Origin of the sequence: Enterobacter sp. Tr-810 (assembly GCF_011752765.1) — a bacterium.
In the GTDB taxonomy this organism is placed as follows: Bacteria; Pseudomonadota; Gammaproteobacteria; order Enterobacterales; family Enterobacteriaceae; genus Enterobacter; species Enterobacter soli.
The window spans coordinates 201,121-222,326 of the sequence record NZ_VWWW01000007.1 but is presented as its reverse complement, the minus strand read 5'-3'; the positions used below and the strand labels follow the sequence as shown (position 1 = coordinate 222,326).

Here is a 21,206-nt window from a genome sequence, read left to right as displayed (position 1 = left end):
GCTGACTTAACCGCAGGTTTTCCGGCAGAGCCTGCCACAACACGTGCAACGTATTGCTTTCATGCAGTCTGGCCACGCCGCCACGCGCCAGCCAGAGGGACTCACTGCGGCTGAAGGCAGTTTCTCCGGGCAGCAGCGGTTCAAAGTGAATACTTCGCCCGCCATTGTCGTTGAGGATTAGCTCTTCATCACATATCTGTAAGCGGATATCGAAAGGGGCTTTCCAGCCGGGGCCGAGGATACCCACCGGCGCGGGTGTCCTGGTCTGATAGCTGCTGTATGAGCGGGAAAAAATAAACGGCAGGGGCCCCGGCAGGGCGATATCGGTTTCACCGGGCTGCACTTTGGCTCCCAGCAGCGGATTCACCGGGTTGCCGGAAGTTCTGCCGCCGGGGCAGACCGAGCAGGCCACTCCGGTGGGGGCACCTATCATCACGCCCAGGGAGCCCTGCACAACCGGGCCGCCGTACTTCGTCATATCTCCCATCCGGGCTGCCGGTTTTCCGCTCATTTTCAGTTCCTTCTGTTACTTTTATTCCGGTGTTTTGGGCCAGATAAACAGCATCTGCTATTTTGTCTCAACGCGGGTTATGGCGTTTATTACTCAGGTGCTTTGGGGGGACTCTTGCTGACACCGCAGTTCCAGTTAACTACCGGCCCGTCGCCGCTGATGGTCTGCGCACCCTGAAGGTTTATCGCCGTACCGTTCAGGAAGATGCTGCCATCCTGCGTCAGTACCAGCCTGGCCTGACCGCAAACCAGCTCAAGGTGTTCCCCGGCGCTGTAGACCGCCACTTTCCCGGTGCTTTCCCGGCGGGTTTTCCCCACCGAAAAGGTGACGTTCTCTCCCACGCTGACGTCATACCCTTTTCCAACCAGAAGGGATTTCTGAATACCCACCTGCGAGGACTGCATCAGTGCCACGGAGGTATTCATCACCCCACCCACGGTGGTCTGGTATGCCACCCCAACTGACAGCGCACGAACAATGCCTACCGTTTCGGCCTGATTAAGTCCGACGGTGACAGACTGGTTCTGTCCGATGGTTTCCTGCTGATTCTGCACCACCGTCTGCAACTGATTCTGTTTAACGGTAATGACCTGATTGGCGCCGATGGTTTCCGTGTGGTCCACTTTCACGTCGGTGGTGCGGTTGTTCAGCACCTCAGTGTCCATGTTCTTCTGCGCATGGATATACACCTGCTCGTTGCCCGTCGCATCCTCAAAGCGCAGTTCGTTAAACCCGCCGCCTTTGTAGGTTTTCGAGCGGATGGTCATCTGTGTTTTCGTCCCCGGCAGGCTGCCCGGTGAGCGGTTATCCTGATGATAGGTGCGCCCCATAATGATGGGCTGGTCCGGGTCACCGTTGAGGAAGTCGACAATCACCTCCTGGCCCACGCGCGGAATGGCCAGATTGCCGAATCCCGCACCGGCCCACGCCTGTGACACCCGTATCCAGCAGGAGCTGTCTTCGTTTCCCGGGCAGTAGCGGTCCCAGTGAAAACGCACCCGGACACGGCCGTGTTCGTCACAGAAGATTTCTTCTCCCGCAGGACCGGTGACGATGGCGCTCTGCGGACCATCGACGACGGGTTTGGGGGGCGGGAAGGGACGCCAGGTCCGGTCAGCCGGTATCACGTCGAAGGCATTGCTGAGCGTGGTGCCTTCCCCCTGGTGGCCGTGCTGTGCCTGTGGCTGCTTCCCTTCCAGTACCGAGCCGGTGACCTGCCATTCCCGGTTCAGTGCCAGTGAAGGGTGGCCGGTCAGGGTGAAGCGTTTTCCGGGCCACAGCTTCGGGGAGTTGCTGATGCAGGTCGCCGTTTCAGCATCATGCCGGTGGCCTTCAGCCTGATAGCGGGCAAAGTCCTGTCCGTGCTGCACATCCTTGAAGCGTCCCGGGTAATCGAAGATTTCATACTGGCTGCGCTGGCCATTCAGGTTCCGGGCGTGGTGGCTGAAGTAACCGGGCCATCCCGGGGTTTTGAAGGTGTAATCCTGGTTTTCCACCGATGAAGGGCGTATCTGCGCCTGGTAGCGGAACGCACTGATGCATTCGGTGGAGGCTTCGCGGATGTTCGGGTTAAAGGGCAGGGAGCCGAGGGTGGAGACACCGGCGACATCATCACAGAGCACCAGCGTCTGGCCGGGCCCGGTCGGATGGAGCCAGTCGAAGAAGAAAATGCCCTCTTCGGCCCACAGGCGGGTCAGAAAACCGAGGTCGGTCTCTCCGTACTGCACGCAGAACTCCCGCGCCGGATGGGATTCATAAAAGGAAGGTACCCAGTCAGTGACGCCGTTTTCCGCGAGCAGGGCGGAGGTGATGGTCTGAATATCCTGCTGCTGAAAGATGCGGAAATTCTGACGCAGGCCGCAGCGCCAGAGCGGGGAGGAAAGGGTCAGGTGATAATTCATCTGCCAGTCATTGTTTTCCCCGGTCTGCATTCCGGTGATGATACCGTGGAGGTAGCGTTGTGGAGCGGTGCCCTGCCAGACGGTAAGGGTGGCGTGCTTTTCAAGGAAATCCGCTGCGGAGAGGTCAGGCTGGTCGCCGGCAATATCGACACTGAGTGAAAAGGGGATGGAGAGGCTATGGTAAAGGGTGAAGCTGACAACGGCGGTTGCAGTTTCCGGCAGGCCGTCCACCTCCAGCGTAAAGCGCAGTCCCTTCAGCGACATAATGGCTTCTCCATAATATAAACAGGGAAAACCTTAGCGCTGAATCTGATGGGGAAAAAGTGATTATCCGGATAAAACCCAAAACCAGGAATTTATAAAGGAATGTATAAACTGAGTTAATGAAATGAGGTGATACATTGAACATTATGGTGGTGACGATGTGGAGGCAGATAAGGCTGTGATCTTCTTGCTGAAAACAGTGCCATCAAAACTGAAACCAGCATTTGCATCGGGAACGCGAGAAAATTAACTGCACAACTACGCACTAAAACATACAATAAAAACCCGCATTAACAGGCAGTTAATGCGGGTTAGTGAACGTTCACGGACGAGGATGGACTAAAACTTACTTACCAATACAGAAACTGGAGAAAATCCGTCCCAGCAGATCGTCCGACGTAAACTCCCCGGTGATCTCACTCAGATTTTGCTGCGCCAGGCGCAGCTCTTCCGCCAGCAGTTCACCCGCCCATGCACCGATCAGCTGCGCTTTACCCTGAACAAGGTGGTTCGCCGCCTCTTCCAGGGCCTGTAAATGACGACGACGCGCCAGGAAGCCGCCTTCCATGCTGGTGTCGAAGCCCATACTCTGTTTGAGATGGTTACGCAGGTCGTCCACGCCTTCGCCGGTACGGGCCGACAGGCGGATCAGTGAGTGACCATTCACATCGCTGATGCCCAGCGTTTCGCCTGTCACATCCGCTTTGTTGCGCACCACTGTGATGGGTAGTTTTGCTGGCAGACGGGCGATAAAGTCAGGCCAGATCTCCGCCGGGTCAACGGCAGCAGTGGTTGTGCCATCCACCATAAACAGGACGCGATCGGCTTGCTCGATTTCCTGCCAGGCACGTTCAATACCGATACGCTCCACTTCATCACTCGCATCGCGTAACCCGGCGGTATCGATGATGTGCAGCGGCATCCCGTCGATATGGATATGCTCGCGCAGCACGTCACGCGTAGTCCCGGCAATATCGGTCACGATCGCCGCTTCACGGCCCGCCAGGGCGTTCAGCAGGCTCGATTTCCCGGCGTTAGGGCGACCGGCGATAACGACCTTCATCCCTTCGCGCAGCAGGCTTCCCTGGCGTGCTTCGGCGCGTACTGCGTCGAGGTCTGCCATCACGCTGTTAAGCTGCGCTTCGATTTTGCCGTCCGAAAGGAAGTCAATTTCTTCGTCAGGGAAGTCGATAGCGGCTTCGACGTAGATCCGAAGGTGAGTAAGTGCTTCCACAAGGTGGTTCACTCGTGCGGAAAATGCACCCTGGAGCGAGTTCAGCGCAGAGCGCGCAGCTTGCTCAGAGCTGGCGTCGATCAGGTCGGCAATTGCCTCGGCTTGCGCCAGATCGAGCTTATCGTTCAGAAACGCACGCTCTGAAAACTCACCCGGCTTTGCAATACGCAGACCCGGCAGGGTCAGAATGCGTTTTAACAGCAGATCGAGGATAACCGGACCACCGTGACCCTGTAGTTCCAGCACGTCTTCACCGGTAAAGGAGTTCGGGCCGGGGAACCACAGCGCAATGCCCTGGTCCAGCGCAGTACCGTCGGCATCTTTAAACGGCAGATAGTCGGCATAGCGTGGTTTTGGCAGTTTGCCCAGCACGGCTTCGGCAACTTCACGTGCCTTGAGGCCGGAGATGCGCAAAATACCTACACCACCGCGTCCCGGTGGGGTTGCCTGGGCGACGATAGTGTCGTTATGGCTCATGGTTTGTCTCTTTGTAAATGTGAAAAAGGCGGTCTAATGACCGCCTTCTCTGGCATAACTCTACCGTGAATACTCGAAATAATTCAAGTTGCAGGAAGGCGGCAAGTTTGTGCGCCCCAGGAGCTTACTGAAGTAAGTGACTGGGGCAATCAAACGCAGCCAACGCGCCTGCGGCTTGAAGAATGAAGAGTATTAGGACTTTTTCTTTTCGCGGCTATGCAGGCCACGTTTTTCCAGACCACGGTAAATCAGCTGCTGCTGAATAATGGTTACCAGGTTGCTGACGATATAGTACAGCACCAGACCTGACGGGAACCACAGGAAGAACACGGTGAAGATGACCGGCATAAAGGTCATGATCTTCTGCTGCATCGGGTCGGTCACAGTGGTAGGCGACATCTTCTGGATGAAGAACATCGTGATACCCATCAGGATCGGCAGGATGTAGTACGGGTCCTGTGCAGACAAGTCATGGATCCACAGTGCGAACGGTGCGTGGCGCAGTTCAACGGAGCCCATCAGCATGTAGTACAGCGCAAGGAAGATTGGCATCTGAATCAGCAGCGGGAAGCAACCACCCAACGGGTTCACTTTCTCTGCTTTATACAGGGCCATCATTTCCTGGCTTTGACGCTGTTTGTCATCGCCCAGACGCTCACGCATTGCCGCAATCTTCGGCTGCAGCATACGCATCTTCGCCATGGAGGTGTACTGCGCTTTAGTCAGCGGGTACATGATGCCACGAACGATAAAGGTGATAACGATGATGGAGAAGCCCCAGTTACCCAGGAAGCTGTGGATGAACTTCAGCAGCTTAAACAGCGGCTGAGAGATGAACCACAACCAACCGTAATCTACGGTCAGATCCAGGTGCGGTGCGACAGCGGCCATTTTGTCCTGGATTTCCGGGCCGACCCACAGGGTGCTGCCCAGGTTAGCGGTTTGACCCGGCTGAACCAGTACAGGCTCGGATTTGTAACCGATAGCTGCAATGCCGTTGCCCAGGTTAGCGGTATAGAAGTTGTTAGTGCCTTCGTTACGCGGAACCCATGCAGTCGCAAAATACTGTTGCAGCATCGCAACCCAACCGCCTTTAGCGCTAACGTTCAGGTTTTCGTTATCGGCGATGGTGTCGAATTTGTATTTCTCGTACTTCGCATCAGGCGTGGAGTATGCCGCGCCACGGAAGGTATGCAGCGCAAAGTTGCTGCTTCCGGTATCGCGATGTGTAGGCAGATTGATGGACTGCTTCAGCTGGCCAAAGGTCGCGAGTTCCAGTGGTTTTTCACCGGTGTTCTGCACGCTATAGCCCACGTTCACTGAATATTCACCGCGTTTCAGGGTGAAGGATTTGGTGAAGGTGTTGCCCGCAGCATCAGTGTAAGTCAACGGGATCACGAGTTCGTTTTGGCCATCAGCCAGAACAAACGTATCTTTATCGACGTTATACAGCGGACGCGGACCGTTCGCCGGGTTATCTGGGCCGTCACGACCGGTCAGGCCGCTCTGAGCCTGGTAGATAAACTCAGGCGTGGTTTCAAGTAACTGGAACGGTTCGTTAGATTTCAGTTCTTTTGGGTAGGTTAACAGCAGCGCCTGCTCAACATCACCACCACGGGTGTTGATAGTCAGCTCAAGCACATCGGTCTTAACCGTAATCTGTTTCCCCTGGCCACTGGCCGGCACGCCCTGGTCGGCGGCGCTACCCGCTGCTGTGGTCGTTGTCTGCGTGACCTGCTGTTGTGGTTGAGGATTTTTATCCTGCTCCCACGCCTGCCAGATCATGAAAGACACGAACAACAAAGCGATGATAAGAAGATTGCGTTGCGAATCCATCGTTAGTGTTCTCTGGTATCAAATGGCCCTGGGGGGACGGGATCGTCTCCACCTGGGTGTAAAGGGTGGCATTTTAATACGCGTTTCACCGTCAACCAACTGCCTTTTATCACACCAAACCTGCGCAATGCCTCAATTCCGTAGCTTGAGCATGTTGGTGTGAAACGACAGTGCGGCCCGAGTAGCGGACTAATCAGGCGTTGATAGACCCGAATGAGGGCTATCAGGACCCGTGAGCCAGGCGACAGTGGCGGCGCCATAATTTTTCCAACGCTTCCGAGAGAGCACGGTTATCGAGGTCGGCAACCCCTTTTTTTGCCACCACCACGAAATCCATAGACGGGAGTTCATGCTGACGTAAACGGAAGCTCTCACGCGTCAGACGTTTAATCCGATTGCGTTCGTGCGCGCGCTTAACGTTTTTCTTGGCGACAGTTAGACCGATGCGGGGATGCCCCAGCGAATTTTGGCGGCCGAGGATGGTGATTTGCGGCGTGCCAGCCCGTTGTGGCTGCTGGAAGACGAAAGTGAAATGAGTGGGAGTTAACAAACGTAACTCCCTGGGAAATGCTAGCTTAACCACTCAGGGGTTAGCTTTATTACTTGGAAACGGTCAGACGAGCGCGGCCTTTAGCACGACGACGTGCCAGAACCTGACGACCATTTTTAGTAGCCATACGAGCACGGAAGCCGTGAGAACGGTTGCGCTTCAGTACAGACGGTTGAAAAGTGCGTTTCATGGCGATTTCTACCTAAACTTGAATAAATTCACTGACTTTTGCGTTTACCCGAACGAGTTTCGAACGACTAACGCCTCAGCGTGGGTGATTAAAGAGGCCGGATTGTAATAATTGTACACTCCGGAGTCAATTCTCTTTCCTTAATTCCCGCGTATTTTCGCACGTTTTCGCGTGGAAAATGAACAGCGTTCAACGCGGGGAAGCCGAGCTTTACGCGACGGGTGGGGGATTATACGACCTCCCCGGTAAAGCGCAAGGATCGTCCAGGATCTTCGTTAGATCATTTAAGCAAAAAATTGTCTGTACTCATTAATTTTTCCAATATGCGGGCTAAATCGTGGGGCACTCCCGTCAGGATCGATTACACTTACCCGGTTTCGGATCTTCCTGTGGATAAATCGGGAAGAATCTGTGAGAAACAGAAGATCTCTGGCTCAGTTTAGGCTATGATCCGCGGTCCCGATCGCGATCCCAGGATCCTGGTCTGGATAAAATTGCAGATAGCAATTCGCACATCACCCTTTTGCACAGGGTCTTGTCGATGTGTGCCAACAATCATGAATATTCAATAGTTTTCTTTATATTGTTCGAGTGGAGTCCGCCGTGTCACTTTCGCTTTGGCAGCAGTGTCTTGCCCGATTGCAGGATGAGTTACCAGCCACAGAATTCAGTATGTGGATCCGCCCATTGCAGGCGGAACTGAGCGATAACACGCTGGCTTTGTATGCGCCAAACCGTTTTGTGCTCGATTGGGTAAGGGACAAATACCTCAATAACATCAATGGACTGTTAAATGATTTCTGCGGATCAGATGCTCCGCAGCTGCGCTTTGAAGTGGGAACAAAGCCAGTCACGCAAACCGTTCGTGAAACGGTAAATGTGGCGGTACCTGCGCAAGCGGCGCCAGCTCCTGCTCCTCGTGTTGCCCCTGCGGCGCGTCCGGGCTGGGATAACGTTCCTGCTCCGGCAGAGCCAACCTACCGTTCTAACGTCAACGTTAAGCATACGTTCGATAACTTCGTTGAAGGTAAATCGAACCAGCTGGCGCGTGCTGCGGCTCGCCAGGTTGCTGATAACCCAGGCGGCGCGTATAACCCTCTGTTCCTGTATGGCGGCACGGGCCTGGGTAAAACCCACCTTTTGCACGCTGTCGGCAACGGCATCATGGCGCGCAAACCGAATGCGAAAGTGGTGTATATGCACTCCGAACGCTTCGTTCAGGACATGGTGAAAGCCCTCCAGAACAATGCGATCGAAGAGTTTAAACGCTACTATCGTTCCGTTGACGCACTGCTTATCGATGACATTCAGTTCTTTGCGAATAAAGAACGTTCACAAGAAGAGTTTTTCCACACCTTTAATGCGCTGCTGGAAGGTAATCAGCAGATCATTTTGACCTCGGATCGCTATCCAAAAGAGATCAACGGTGTTGAAGATCGTCTGAAATCCCGTTTTGGCTGGGGCCTGACCGTGGCGATCGAGCCACCGGAGCTGGAAACCCGCGTTGCGATCCTGATGAAAAAAGCCGATGAGAACGACATTCGCCTGCCGGGTGAAGTGGCGTTCTTCATTGCCAAGCGTCTGCGTTCCAACGTACGTGAGCTGGAAGGGGCACTGAACCGCGTCATCGCCAATGCCAACTTTACCGGCCGCGCGATCACTATCGATTTCGTGCGTGAAGCGCTGCGCGATTTGCTGGCGTTGCAGGAAAAATTAGTCACCATCGACAATATTCAAAAGACGGTGGCTGAGTACTACAAAATCAAAGTGGCAGATTTGCTGTCTAAACGTCGTTCCCGCTCGGTGGCGCGCCCGCGTCAGATGGCGATGGCTCTGGCAAAAGAGTTAACCAACCACAGTCTGCCGGAGATCGGCGATGCGTTTGGTGGCCGTGACCATACGACCGTGCTGCACGCTTGTCGTAAGATTGAGCAGTTACGCGAAGAAAGCCACGACATAAAAGAAGATTTTTCCAATTTAATCAGAACATTATCATCGTGACGCTATGAAATTTACCGTTGAACGTGAACATTTATTAAAACCGCTGCAACAGGTGAGTGGCCCATTAGGCGGCCGCCCAACGCTGCCTATTCTTGGAAACCTGCTGCTTCAGGTTGCGGATGGTACGCTGTCGCTGACCGGCACAGACCTGGAAATGGAAATGATCGCGCGCGTTACGCTGACTCAGCCGCACGACGCGGGCGCGACCACTGTTCCGGCACGTAAATTCTTTGATATCTGCCGCGGGTTGCCGGAAGGCGCAGAAATCGCTGTACAGCTGGAAGGCGACCGGATGCTGGTACGCTCTGGCCGCAGCCGTTTTTCGCTCTCTACGCTGCCTGCCGCAGACTTCCCGAACCTGGACGACTGGCAAAGTGAAGTTGAATTCACTCTGCCTCAGGCGACGATGAAGCGTCTGATCGAAGCGACCCAGTTTTCGATGGCGCATCAGGATGTGCGTTATTACTTAAACGGCATGTTGTTCGAAACCGAAGGCGAAGAGCTGCGTACAGTCGCGACCGACGGTCACCGCCTGGCGGTGTGTTCGATGCCGATTGGCGATTCCCTGCCAAACCATTCGGTGATCGTGCCGCGTAAAGGCGTGATTGAGCTGATGCGTATGCTCGACGGCGGCGAAACTCCGCTGCGCGTGCAGATTGGCAGCAACAATATTCGTGCCCATGTCGGCGATTTTGTCTTCACATCCAAGCTGGTTGACGGTCGTTTCCCTGACTATCGCCGCGTATTGCCGAAAAATCCGGACAAAACGCTGGAAGCGGGTTGCGATATCCTCAAGCAGGCCTTTGCCCGTGCGGCCATTCTCTCTAACGAGAAATTCCGTGGCGTGCGCCTGTATGTGAGTGAAAACCAGATCAAAATCACCGCGAACAACCCGGAACAGGAAGAAGCAGAAGAGATTCTGGACGTCACCTATGCCGGGACCGAGATGGAAATCGGCTTTAACGTCAGCTACGTACTGGATGTGCTAAATGCACTGAAATGCGAGAATGTACGCATTCTGCTGACCGACTCCGTTTCAAGCGTACAGATTGAAGATGCAGCCAGCCAAAGCGCGGCGTATGTTGTCATGCCAATGAGACTGTAATGTCGCTCACCCGTCTGTTGATCCGCGACTTTCGCAATATCGAAAGCGCGGATCTCGCTTTATCCCCTGGCTTTAACTTCCTGGTTGGCGCAAACGGCAGCGGCAAAACCAGCGTGCTGGAAGCCATCTATACGCTCGGCCATGGCCGGGCGTTTCGCAGTTTGCAAATCGGTCGCGTGATTCGCCACGAACAAGAGTCCTTCGTTCTGCATGGGCGTTTACAGGGCGAGGAGCGGGAAACCGCCATCGGCCTGACCAAAGACAAGCAGGGCGACAGCAAGGTTCGTATCGACGGCACCGACGGCCACAAAGTGGCTGAACTGGCGTTGCTGATGCCGATGCAGCTGATTACGCCGGAGGGGTTTACTTTACTCAACGGCGGCCCCAAATACAGAAGAGCGTTCCTTGACTGGGGATGCTTTCACAACGAAGCCGGTTTTTTTAATGCCTGGAGCAACCTGAAGCGTCTGCTCAAGCAGCGTAACGCCGCGTTGCGCCAGGTCACGCGTTACGCGCAGCTGCGCCCGTGGGATATGGAATTGATCCCGCTGGCGGAACAAATCAGCCGCTGGCGTGCCGAATACAGTGCAGGGATCGCCGAAGATATGGCGGACACCTGCAAACAGTTTTTACCTGAATTTTCTCTCACCTTCTCCTTCCAGCGCGGCTGGGAGAAAGAGACGGATTATGCGGAAGTGTTAGAGAGAAACTTCGAGCGCGATCGCATGTTGACCTACACCGCACACGGCCCGCACAAGGCGGATTTCCGCATTCGTGCAGACGGTGCGCCGGTCGAAGATACCTTGTCGCGCGGGCAGCTCAAGCTCCTGATGTGCGCGCTACGTCTGGCGCAGGGGGAGTTTTTAACCCGCGAGAGCGGGCGACGCTGCCTGTATCTGATAGATGATTTTGCCTCGGAACTTGATGACGCGCGGCGCGGGCTGCTTGCCAGCCGCTTAAAAGCCACGCAGTCGCAGGTTTTCGTCAGCGCCATTAGCGCTGAACACGTTATGGACATGTCGGACGAAAATTCGAAGATGTTTACCGTGGAAAAGGGTAAAATAACGGATTAACCCAAGATTAAATGAGCGAGAAACGTTGATGTCGAATTCTTATGACTCCTCCAGTATCAAAGTCCTGAAAGGACTGGATGCGGTGCGTAAGCGCCCGGGTATGTATATCGGCGATACGGATGACGGCACCGGTCTGCACCACATGGTATTCGAGGTTGTGGATAACGCTATCGACGAAGCGCTCGCGGGTCACTGTAAAGACATCGTGGTGACTATCCATGCGGACAACTCTGTCTCTGTCACCGATGATGGCCGTGGCATCCCGACCGGTATTCACCCGGAAGAGGGCGTATCCGCTGCGGAAGTGATCATGACCGTCCTGCACGCAGGCGGTAAATTCGATGATAACTCCTATAAAGTTTCCGGCGGCCTGCACGGCGTAGGCGTATCTGTGGTTAACGCCCTGTCGCAGAAACTGGAGCTGGTTATCCAGCGTGAAGGTAAAGTTCACCGTCAGCTGTATACCCATGGCGTGCCGCAGGCACCGCTGGCCGTTACTGGCGACACGGATAAAACCGGTACGCTGGTCCGTTTCTGGCCGAGCCTCGAAACCTTCACTAACGTGACCGAATTCGAATACGACATTCTGGCAAAACGCCTGCGTGAACTGTCGTTCCTGAACTCAGGCGTATCTATTCGCCTGAAAGACAAGCGTGACGGAAAAGAAGACCACTTCCATTACGAAGGCGGTATCAAGGCGTTCGTTGAGTATCTGAATAAGAACAAAACGCCAATTCACCCGAATATCTTCTACTTCTCCACCGAAAAAGACGGTATCGGCGTAGAAGTGGCATTGCAGTGGAACGATGGTTTCCAGGAAAACATCTACTGCTTTACCAACAACATTCCACAGCGTGACGGCGGTACTCACCTGGCGGGCTTCCGCGCAGCGATGACCCGTACCCTGAACGCCTACATGGACAAAGAAGGCTACAGCAAAAAAGCGAAAGTCAGTGCCACCGGTGACGATGCCCGTGAAGGCCTGATTGCTGTTGTCTCCGTGAAGGTGCCGGATCCGAAGTTCTCCTCACAGACCAAAGACAAACTGGTTTCTTCTGAGGTGAAATCGGCGGTTGAACAGCAGATGAACGAACTGCTGAGCGAATACCTGCTGGAAAACCCGTCTGACGCGAAAATCGTGGTGGGTAAAATTATCGACGCGGCACGTGCGCGTGAAGCGGCGCGTAAAGCCCGTGAAATGACCCGCCGTAAAGGCGCGCTGGACTTAGCAGGCCTGCCAGGCAAACTGGCGGACTGCCAGGAACGCGACCCGGCGCTGTCTGAACTGTACCTTGTGGAAGGGGACTCAGCGGGCGGTTCTGCGAAGCAGGGCCGTAACCGTAAGAACCAGGCGATTCTGCCGTTGAAGGGTAAGATCCTCAACGTAGAAAAAGCGCGTTTCGACAAGATGCTCTCTTCTCAGGAAGTGGCAACGCTGATTACCGCGCTGGGCTGCGGCATCGGTCGTGACGAGTACAACCCGGATAAACTGCGTTATCACAGCATCATCATCATGACCGATGCGGACGTCGACGGCTCGCACATCCGTACGCTGCTGTTGACCTTCTTCTATCGTCAGATGCCGGAAATCGTTGAACGTGGCCACGTCTACATTGCACAGCCACCGCTGTATAAAGTGAAGAAAGGCAAACAGGAACAGTACATCAAAGACGACGAAGCGATGGACCAGTACCAGATCGCAATCGCCCTTGATGGTGCAACGCTGCACGCGAACTCCAGCGCACCAGCACTGGCAGGCGAGCCGCTGGAGCGCCTGGTGTCCGAGTTCAACGCGACCCAGAAAATGATCGGTCGTATGGAGCGACGTTATCCAAAAGCGCTGCTGAAAGAGCTGGTGTATCAGCCAACCCTGACCGAAGCCGACCTGAGCAACGAACAGACCGTCACCCGTTGGGTAAACACCCTGGTGAGCGAGCTGAACGAGAAAGAGCAGCACGGTAGCCAGTGGAAGTTTGATATCCAGCAGAACGCTGAACAGCAGTTTGAGCCGGTTATTCGCGTGCGTACCCACGGCGTTGACACCGACTACCCGCTGGAGCACGAGTTTGTGACTGGCCCGGAATATCGTCGTATCTGCACGCTCGGCGAGAAGCTGCGCGGTCTGATCGAAGACGATGCCTTCATCGAACGTGGCGAACGTCGTCAGCCGGTTGCCAGCTTCGAGCAGGCGCTGGACTGGCTGGTGAAAGAGTCCCGTCGTGGCCTGTCTATTCAGCGTTATAAAGGTCTGGGCGAAATGAACCCTGATCAGCTGTGGGAAACCACCATGGATCCTGAAAGCCGCCGCATGCTGCGTGTGACCGTGAAGGATGCGATTGCTGCTGACCAGCTGTTCACCACCCTGATGGGCGATGCGGTTGAACCGCGTCGTGCCTTTATCGAAGAAAACGCCCTGAAAGCGGCGAATATCGATATTTAAGCCGTTATACCCCTCACCCTCTCCCTCAAGGGGAGAGGGGATGCCGTCTTGTCTCCCTCGCCCCTATGGGGAGAGGGCGGGGTGAGGGGAAATCATTTTGCGCATAAAAGAGGAATCCCCTTTCTCTATCTCATCCCCCTTTATCCCCGACTCTGTTACTGTTTTTTGAGCGGAATCGAGTTAGCATGAGCAAAGACTCACATAACCCGGGGATCTCATGGCCATCAAACTCATTGCAATCGATATGGACGGCACGCTGCTGCTGCCAGACCACACAATTTCTCCTGCCGTTAAAAATGCGATTGCCGCTGCACGTGAAAAAGGCGTGAACGTGGTACTGACCACTGGCCGTCCGTATGCCGGTGTACACAGCTACCTGAAAGAACTGCATATGAATCAACCGGGTGATTATTGCATCACGTACAACGGTGCTCTGGTGCAAAAAGCCGCTGACGGCAGCACCGTGGCGCAAACCGCGCTGAACTATGACGATTACCTGTTCCTGGAAAAACTCTCGCGCGAGGTGGGCTCCCATTTCCACGCGCTTGATCGCAACACGCTCTATACCGCGAACCGCGACATCAGTTACTACACCGTGCATGAATCCTTTGTCGCCACCATTCCGCTGGTGTTCTGCGAAGCAGAGAAGATGGATCCAAATACTCAGTTCCTGAAAGTGATGATGATCGACGAACCCGAAATCCTGGACAAAGCCATTGCGCGTATCCCGGCGGACGTAAAAGAGAAGTACACCGTGCTTAAAAGTGCGCCTTACTTCCTCGAAATCCTCGATAAACGCGTTAATAAAGGCACAGGTGTGAAATCACTCGCCGATGCGCTGGGCATCAAACCTGAAGAGATCATGGCGCTGGGCGATCAGGAAAATGACATCGCAATGATTGAATACGCTGGCATGGGTGTCGCGATGGATAACGCGATCCCGTCGGTGAAAGAAGTGGCCAACTTTGTCACCAAATCCAACCTGGAAGACGGCGTTGCCTGGGCAATCGAGAAGTTTGTCCTCAATTAATATGTGATGCGTAATTTCCCTGTGATGCCTGAAAGGTGTCACAGGGCTTGTGATGGAAATGAACAGGAGGCGGTGATGTTAAATAAAGACACACAACTATGCATTTCTCTATCAGGAAGACCCAGTAACATTGGCACGCGTTTTCATAACTACCTGTATCAAAAGCTCGACCTCGATTTTATCTACAAAGCCTTCAGCACAACGGACATCGAACACGCGGTAAAAGGCGTGAAAGCGCTGGGCATTCGCGGTTGCTCTGTCTCGATGCCGTTCAAAGAAACCTGCATTCCGTTTATTGATACCCTGTCCGACTCCGTACTGGCGATTGATTCAGTCAATACCATCGTCAACGATAAGGGGCATCTGACGGCCTACAACACGGACTACATTGCGGTTAAAAACCTCATTCAGGATAATTTTAACGATACGCAAATGTCGGTCTTCGTGAAAGGCAGTGGCGGGATGGCGAAAGCGGTTGTTGCGGCATTTCGCGATAGCGGGTTTACCCGTGTCACCATTGTGGCGCGCAATCAGCAGCAGGGGCAGGCACTCGCCGAAAAATATGGCTATCAGTGGCGTCAGGATACGGCAGGTCAGCAGGCTGATATCCTCGTCAATGTCACCCCGATTGGCATGAGCGGCGGTGTGGAAGAAAATAGCCTGGCCTTCGAAAAAGAGGCGGTGAGTACGGCACGCTGGGTGTTTGATGTGGTTGCTTTTCCTTCCGAGACGCCACTTATCCGGCTGGCAAAACAGCTCGGAAAACCGGTCGTGACCGGGGCTGAAGTGATAGCTTTGCAGGCGCTCGAGCAATTTGCGCTCTATACCGGCGTCCGCCCGGATGAGCAACTTATGCGTGAGGCATCGGCTTTCTCTCGCCTGTGATGGTCTTCGCGCGGAGATAAGCGGTACTATGTCGCCTGGTCCTTTGCCCGGATAACGACATGAAACAAATCACCTTCGCTTCGCGCCATCATCAACTGACAAATACCAACACCTGGACGCCTGACAGCCGCTGGCTTGTCTTCGATGTGCGTCCTTCTGGTGCCTCTTTTACTGGTGAAACCATTGAGCGGGTGAACGTTAACTCGGGAGAAGTTGACGTCATTTATCGCGCCACCCACGGCGCGCATGTCGGGGTGGTGACCGTTCATCCCGCAGAAGATAAGTATGTCTTTATCCACGGCCCGGAAAACCCGGATGCCGGCTGGCATTATGATTTCCACCATCGTCAGGGCGTGATTGCCCACAACGGGCAGATAAGCCGCCTCGACGCAATGGACATTACCGCGCCCTATACTGCCGGGGCATTGCGTGGCGGCAGCCATGTCCACGTATTTAGCCCGGACGGGCAGTACGTGAGCTTTACCTACAACGACCATGTCCTGCACGAGCGCGATCCAAAGCTCGATTTACGCAATGTGGGCGTGGCCGTACCCTATGGCCCGGTAACGCCACAGGGTGTTCACCCGCGTGAATATGCCGGTACGTTCTGGAGTGTGCTGGTGAGCCGAACCACGCCCACGCCTGAGCCGGGAAGCGATGACATCAACCGTGCCTATGAAGAGGGCTGGGTTGGTAACGACAGGCTGGCGTTTATCGGCGACACCGTGTCTGTTCACGGCGATAAAGTACCGGAACTGTTTATTGTCGATTTACCGAAGAATGAGCAGGGCTGGAAACGTGCGGGTGATACGCCATTACAGGGAACGCCGGATACCATGCCTGCGCCACCTGCGGGGGTGATACAGCGTCGTTTAACCTTTACCCACCAAAAGGCGTTCCCGGGGCTGGTGAATGTTCCGCGCCACTGGGTACGCAGCAATCCGCAAGCAACGCAAATCGCGTTCCTGATGCGCGACGATAACGGCATTGTGCAACTCTGGCTTATCTCACCTGAGGGCGGCGAGCCGCGACAGTTAACCCGCAATGAGAGCGATATTCAGTCGGCGTTCAACTGGCATCCATCCGGGAACATGCTTGGATTTGTGCTCGAAAACAGGATAGCCCAGTGCGATGCGGCCACAGGAGAGGTGACGTTTTTGACGTCCGATCACGGCAACCCGCCGTCCGGGGACGCCATTGTGTTTTCTCCGGATGGGGATCGGGTTGCCTGGATGGAAGAGACCGCGGGTTTCCGTCAGATTTGGATCACGGAAACCGCGTAATGTTAGTGTGAGGGCATCGCCGCGGGCGGGATAACGGAGTTTGTCGCCAGGTTTTCCTGCTCGCTTTTCTCGACGCGCGAACGCACGGAGTTGTCGGTACGCAACATATCCCACGGTAGCAGGAGCGTATCGGCGACTGCCGTCAGCGGCATATCCAGTATCACCAGGGATTTAGTGCCCCAGTTTGTGTCGTCATCCGAGATCATCGCGGCGCTCGCACGAGTGCCCGGGTATGTTCCTTCTTTACCGCCAGTGTGAGACATCACGCTCGAACACCCGCAAAGTAATACCACTCCGCTGAACGTTGTCAGCTTAATCAGAACATTTTTCATCATCTGTAATCATCGTTAATGGCACGGCTCAAACCTGCAATGGGGTTTATAGCGGGCCATGTTCGAAATGAATAGTCGAAAAGCGCCGCTCTGTGGCGGCCATCGCAATTTAACCCTTTGTGCTGTAGTCCCAGTCTATGCAAGTACCAGCAAAGTGCAAAAAAATCTCACGATCTGTGGCTTGAAATCCCCGTTTCCAGACCCATTTTAAGAATGTGCCCCGATAACAGATACGCCTGATGGGTATTTGGGGGGTACAGAAGCCTGTCCATGGTGGAAGGCTAAAAATTCTCGCTGATTTCAGGAGCTTTTATTTATGCGTAACTTCGATCTTTCCCCGTTATACCGTTCTGCCATTGGTTTTGACCGCCTGTTTAACCATTTAGAAAATAATCAAAGCCAGAGCAACGGCTACCCTCCTTACAATGTTGAGCTGGTGGATGAAAACCACTATCGCATCGCCATTGCCGTCGCCGGTTTTGCAGAGAACGAACTGGAGATCACCGCCCAGGATAACCTGCTGCTGGTGAAAGGTTCCCACACGGCGGAGCAGAAAGAACGTACCTACCTGTATCAGGGCATCGCCGAGCGCAACTTTGAACGCAAGTTCCAGTTAGCCGAGAACATTCACGTTAAAGGCGCGAACCTGGTCAACGGCCTGCTGTTTGTCGAACTGGAACGCATCATTCCAGAAGAGAAAAAACCGCGCCGTATCGAAATTAACTGATTTAGCGGGTCGCCTTCGCGGCCCAAACCGAATTGCTTGCCGAACCGGGAGCATATGCGAATCCATAAGGATTTGCAGGAACAACTGCGCACAAAATTAAACTGTGCCGAACTCGCTTCTCAGAAGGAGATTTAGTATGCGTAATTACGATTTATCCCCCCTGCTGCGTCAGTGGATTGGTTTTGACAAACTGGCTAACGCCCTGCAAAGCACCACCGAGCAACAGACATTTCCGCCGTACAACATCGAAAAGAGCGATGATAACCACTATCGCATCACGCTGGCGCTGGCTGGCTTCCGTCAGGAAGATCTGGATATTCAGCTTGAAGGCACCCGCCTGAGCGTAAAAGGGACGCCGGAAAAACAAGAGACCGAAACCAAATGGCTGCATCAGGGGCTGGTGACTCAGCCGTTTAGCCTGAGCTTTACCCTGGCCGACCATATGGAAGTTTCTGGCGCCACGTTCACTAACGGGTTGCTGCATATCGACCTGACCCGCAACGTGCCGGACGCCATTGCACCGCAGCGTATCGCCATTAGCGACCGACCAGCGTTGAATAGCTAATACACTTTTTTGCCGGGTGGCGGCTACGCCTTACCCGGCCTACAAATCCTGCCGGTCATGTAGGTTGGGTAAGGCGTAGCCGCCACCCGACACCGCTCACAGACCGCATAACGCCCCGCCCTGGCGGGGCTTTTTTGTGCGCCATCGCCCATACAACCGAGTCTGGCTCTGAGAGAATCCTCGTAATAACTAAGGTTATGCACAGGAAGTGGATCATGAGTGATATCGCGTTAACTGTTAGCGTGTTGGCCCTGGTCGCGGTAGTTGGCCTGTGGATTGGCAATATTAAAATCCGTGGCGTCGGGTTTGGTATTGGCGGGGTGTTGTTCGGCGGAATTTTTGTCGGACATTTTGCTGACCAGCTTGGGCTTGTGCTCAGCGCTGAGATGCTGCACTTCATCCAGGAATTCGGTCTGATCCTCTTCGTCTATACCATTGGTATCCAGGTCGGGCCGGGCTTTTTCGCTTCTCTTCGTGTTTCTGGCTTGCGCCTCAATCTGTTTGCGCTTGGTATTGTCGTGATGGGCGGGCTGGTCACCGCCATTCTGCATAAACTCTTTGATATTCCGCTCCCTGTGGTGCTGGGTATTTTCTCTGGCGCGGTCACCAACACGCCTGCGCTGGGTGCCGGGCAGCAAATTCTGCGCGATCTGGGCATCTCGCCAGACATTGTTGACCAGATGGGGATGAGCTATGCCATGGCTTACCCGTTCGGTATTTGCGGCATCCTGCTCTCGATGTGGCTGATGCGCGTGCTGTTTCGCATCAATGTTGAGAAAGAGGCGCAGGAGCATGAGTCCACGCTGACGAACGGCCATGCACTGATCAAAACCATCAATATTCGGGTTGATAACCCCAACCTCGACAAAATGGCGATTCAGGACGTACCGATCCTGAACAGCGTCAACATCATCTGCTCACGGCTTAAACGCGACGACATGCTGATGGTGCCATCGCCCGGCACCATTATTCAGATGGGGGATTTACTGCACCTGGTCGGGCAGCCGGGGGATCTGCATAACGCGCGGCTGGTGATTGGTCAGGAGGTGGATACCTCGCTCTCCACACGCGGAACCGACATGCGTGTTGAGCGTGTTGTGGTCACCAACGAGCAGGTTCTGGGTAAGAAAATCCGCGATTTGCAGGTAAAAGAGCGTTATGACGTGGTGATCTCGCGGCTTAACCGTGCAGGGGTCGAACTGGTTGCCAGCCCGGAAGCCAGCCTGCAATTTGGCGATATCCTCAATCTGGTTGGCCGGCCCTCGTCTATTGATGCCGTGGCGGACATGGTCGGCAACGCGCAGCAAAAATTGCAGCAGGTGCAGATGCTGCCGGTGTTTATCGGTATCGGCCTGGGCGTGCTGCTCGGCTCCATTCCACTGTATGTGCCGGGCTTCCCGGTGGCGCTCAAGCTGGGGCTGGCGGGTGGCCCGCTGATTATGGCGCTGATCCTCGGGCGTATCGGCTGTATCGGTAAGCTGTACTGGTTTATGCCGCCGAGCGCCAACCTGGCGCTGCGTGAGCTGGGAATTGTGCTATTTCTGGCGGTTGTCGGCCTGAAGTCCGGCGGTGATTTTGTAGATACCCTGGTCAGGGGCGAAGGGATGAGCTGGGTAGGCTACGGGATATTTATTACCGCGATCCCGCTGCTGACGATGGGCATTCTGGCGCGGATGTTCGCCAAAATGAACTATCTGACACTCTGCGGGATGCTCGCGGGCTCCATGACCGACCCGCCCGCGCTCGCCTTTGCCAATAACCTGCACGCCACCAGCGGTGCGGCGGCGCTCTCTTACGCCACGGTTTATCCGCTGGTGATGTTCCTGCGCATCATTACGCCACAGCTACTGGCGGTGGTTTTCTGGGGGATGAGCTAGTAACTCTTCCGGGTGGATGCGCCGTAAATGGTAGTCCACCTGGTAATCGCTGGTATTACGGAACATCACGGAATAATTGAGGAACTCGCCGCTGTCGCTGTAAGAGAGAGAGGTAATACGCAGCAGCGGCGTTTGTTCCGGCAGGTTCAGGTACTGCGCCAGCTGTTTGTCTGCCAGAACGGGTGTCAGGCTCTCGTAGTTCCCGCTGATGGTTATCCCACACTCCTTTTCGATGTAATCAAACTTCGACCCTTCAAGATGCGCCAGCGACAGGTTGCGAAACAGCTTCACCGGCATAAAGCTGTCTTCCAGCATCAGCGGTTTACCTTCTACGTAGCGCACCCGGCGCGAAAAGTAGATCCGCTCATCAATCTGAATACGTAACTGGCTGGCAATGGCAGGCGGTGCGGGCATCACTTCAAACTGTAACACCTTGCTTTGCACCTCTTTTCCCTGCTGACGAAGCACTTCCACCAGCCCGGTCAGGTTCGTGGTCTCATGATGGACGTCTTTACGCGCCACAAAGGTGCCGCTGCCGTGACGGCGTTCAACCAGCCCCCAGCTCACCAGTAAATCGAGCGCTTTACGGATGGTCATTCGCGCCACGCCAAACTCCAGCGCCAGCGCTTTCTCACCCGGTAACGGGCTACCGACATTGTAATCCGATGAATTCAGCCGTAACCGCAGTCTGTCGGCAATGGATTTGTAGATCACCTGTAGACCTCTCTGTGCGTATCAGGGGGGAGAGTTGGGTATGAAGATGTCCATATTTATAACCAAAAGTAGACCTGAGTGACCAAATTAAAACCATGAATGCGATCACGGAACGCAGCGGCACGTCATGTTTGCTCATCCGTAAATTCTTATGCTCATTTCAGGCCAGTAAAAAACCATAAAGGCCTCTACCCCCTACAGGTTGTTACAT

General features: G+C 54.6%; 18 protein-coding genes, 1 pseudogene and 1 other annotated feature. Of the genes and pseudogenes, 10 read left to right on the top strand and 9 right to left on the bottom strand.

Annotated features, from left to right (window positions below; all coding sequences use genetic code 11):
- Positions 1–202: 202 nt before the first annotated feature.
- The 7 genes and pseudogenes from F3J30_RS22740 to rpmH form a co-directional block, all read right to left on the bottom strand.
- Positions 203–433 (bottom strand): annotated as a pseudogene (locus F3J30_RS22740) (DUF6531 domain-containing protein); the annotation flags it as partial.
- 167 nt (positions 434–600) lie between these two features.
- Positions 601–2,676 carry a type VI secretion system tip protein VgrG gene (gene tssI / locus F3J30_RS18990; RefSeq protein ID WP_166718216.1) on the bottom strand — a complete coding sequence of 692 codons (2,076 nt, stop codon included), beginning with the start codon at positions 2,674–2,676 and terminating at the stop codon, positions 601–603.
- A 346-nt stretch (positions 2,677–3,022) separates the two neighbouring features.
- Complete coding sequence (mnmE, locus tag F3J30_RS18985; protein WP_166718215.1) at positions 3,023–4,387, bottom strand: tRNA uridine-5-carboxymethylaminomethyl(34) synthesis GTPase MnmE; 1,365 nt, start codon at positions 4,385–4,387, stop codon at positions 3,023–3,025.
- A 192-nt stretch (positions 4,388–4,579) separates the two neighbouring features.
- A complete protein-coding gene (gene yidC / locus F3J30_RS18980; protein WP_166718214.1) occupies positions 4,580–6,223 on the bottom strand; it encodes a membrane protein insertase YidC in 1,644 nt (547 codons plus the stop codon).
- A 2-nt stretch (positions 6,224–6,225) separates the two neighbouring features.
- Positions 6,226–6,483: a membrane protein insertion efficiency factor YidD gene (gene yidD / locus F3J30_RS18975; protein WP_001307474.1), complete on the bottom strand. Its 258-nt coding sequence runs from the start codon at positions 6,481–6,483 to the stop codon at positions 6,226–6,228.
- On the bottom strand, positions 6,447–6,806 hold the full coding sequence (gene rnpA / locus F3J30_RS18970; protein ID WP_014072458.1) for a ribonuclease P protein component: 360 nt from the start codon (positions 6,804–6,806) through the stop codon (positions 6,447–6,449). Before rnpA ends, yidD begins: the two co-directional genes overlap by 37 nt.
- A 16-nt stretch (positions 6,807–6,822) precedes the next feature.
- Complete coding sequence (rpmH, locus tag F3J30_RS18965) at positions 6,823–6,963, bottom strand: 50S ribosomal protein L34 (RefSeq protein ID WP_000831330.1); 141 nt, start codon at positions 6,961–6,963, stop codon at positions 6,823–6,825.
- A gap of 603 nt (positions 6,964–7,566) precedes the next feature.
- On the opposite strand from rpmH, the gene dnaA reads away from it, so the two are divergent.
- The 7 genes from dnaA to F3J30_RS18930 all read left to right on the top strand — a co-directional run bounded on the left by dnaA (position 7,567) and on the right by F3J30_RS18930 (position 16,780).
- Positions 7,567–8,964, top strand: a complete 1,398-nt coding sequence (gene dnaA / locus F3J30_RS18960; RefSeq protein ID WP_014068246.1) for a chromosomal replication initiator protein DnaA — start codon at positions 7,567–7,569, stop codon at positions 8,962–8,964.
- Between the two features lie 4 nt (positions 8,965–8,968).
- Positions 8,969–10,069 (top strand): DNA polymerase III subunit beta, encoded by a 1,101-nt coding sequence (dnaN, locus tag F3J30_RS18955; RefSeq protein ID WP_014068247.1) that lies wholly within the window; start codon positions 8,969–8,971, stop codon positions 10,067–10,069.
- Positions 10,069–11,142 carry a DNA replication/repair protein RecF gene (gene recF, locus F3J30_RS18950; RefSeq protein ID WP_013094779.1) on the top strand — a complete coding sequence of 358 codons (1,074 nt, stop codon included), beginning with the start codon at positions 10,069–10,071 and terminating at the stop codon, positions 11,140–11,142. The genes dnaN and recF overlap by 1 nt, the downstream gene beginning before the upstream one ends.
- A gap of 28 nt (positions 11,143–11,170) precedes the next feature.
- On the top strand, positions 11,171–13,582 hold the full coding sequence (gene gyrB, locus F3J30_RS18945; RefSeq protein ID WP_014068249.1) for a DNA topoisomerase (ATP-hydrolyzing) subunit B: 2,412 nt from the start codon (positions 11,171–11,173) through the stop codon (positions 13,580–13,582).
- 217 nt (positions 13,583–13,799) lie between these two features.
- Positions 13,800–14,612 carry a sugar-phosphatase gene (gene yidA / locus F3J30_RS18940; protein WP_014068250.1) on the top strand — a complete coding sequence of 271 codons (813 nt, stop codon included), beginning with the start codon at positions 13,800–13,802 and terminating at the stop codon, positions 14,610–14,612.
- Between the two features lie 75 nt (positions 14,613–14,687).
- Positions 14,688–15,497, top strand: a complete 810-nt coding sequence (locus F3J30_RS18935) for a shikimate 5-dehydrogenase (RefSeq protein WP_166718213.1) — start codon at positions 14,688–14,690, stop codon at positions 15,495–15,497.
- Between the two features lie 59 nt (positions 15,498–15,556).
- The gene (locus F3J30_RS18930) at positions 15,557–16,780 is read left to right on the top strand and encodes a DUF3748 domain-containing protein (protein WP_166718212.1); all 1,224 of its coding nucleotides are present in this window, start codon (positions 15,557–15,559) and stop codon (positions 16,778–16,780) included.
- A 2-nt stretch (positions 16,781–16,782) separates the two neighbouring features.
- Here the strand turns inward: F3J30_RS18930 and F3J30_RS18925 are convergent, their stop codons facing one another.
- Entirely contained in the window at positions 16,783–17,115 is a 333-nt protein-coding gene (locus tag F3J30_RS18925) for a YceK/YidQ family lipoprotein (protein ID WP_014068253.1), read from the bottom strand.
- A 246-nt stretch (positions 17,116–17,361) separates the two neighbouring features.
- Positions 17,362–17,435, top strand: a sequence feature (ROSE (Repression Of Heat Shock gene Expression) occurs in the 5'-region of heat shock genes and acts as an RNA thermometer to modulate expression.).
- Between F3J30_RS18925 and ibpA the strand changes: the two genes are divergently transcribed.
- The 3 genes from ibpA (at position 17,429) to F3J30_RS18910 (ending at position 20,281) form a co-directional block, all read left to right on the top strand.
- Positions 17,429–17,839 (top strand): small heat shock chaperone IbpA, encoded by a 411-nt coding sequence (gene ibpA, locus F3J30_RS18920; RefSeq protein ID WP_014068254.1) that lies wholly within the window; start codon positions 17,429–17,431, stop codon positions 17,837–17,839. It overlaps the preceding feature by 7 nt.
- Before the next feature lie 136 nt (positions 17,840–17,975).
- A complete protein-coding gene (gene ibpB / locus F3J30_RS18915) occupies positions 17,976–18,404 on the top strand; it encodes a small heat shock chaperone IbpB (protein WP_166718211.1) in 429 nt (142 codons plus the stop codon).
- A gap of 215 nt (positions 18,405–18,619) precedes the next feature.
- Positions 18,620–20,281 (top strand): putative transporter, encoded by a 1,662-nt coding sequence (locus tag F3J30_RS18910; RefSeq protein WP_166718210.1) that lies wholly within the window; start codon positions 18,620–18,622, stop codon positions 20,279–20,281.
- Here F3J30_RS18910 and F3J30_RS18905 read toward each other — a convergent pair.
- Positions 20,249–20,995, bottom strand: coding sequence for a GntR family transcriptional regulator (locus tag F3J30_RS18905; RefSeq protein WP_014068257.1), 747 nt, complete (start codon positions 20,993–20,995; stop codon positions 20,249–20,251). The genes F3J30_RS18910 and F3J30_RS18905 overlap by 33 nt on opposite strands.
- Positions 20,996–21,206: the final 211 nt, after the last annotated feature.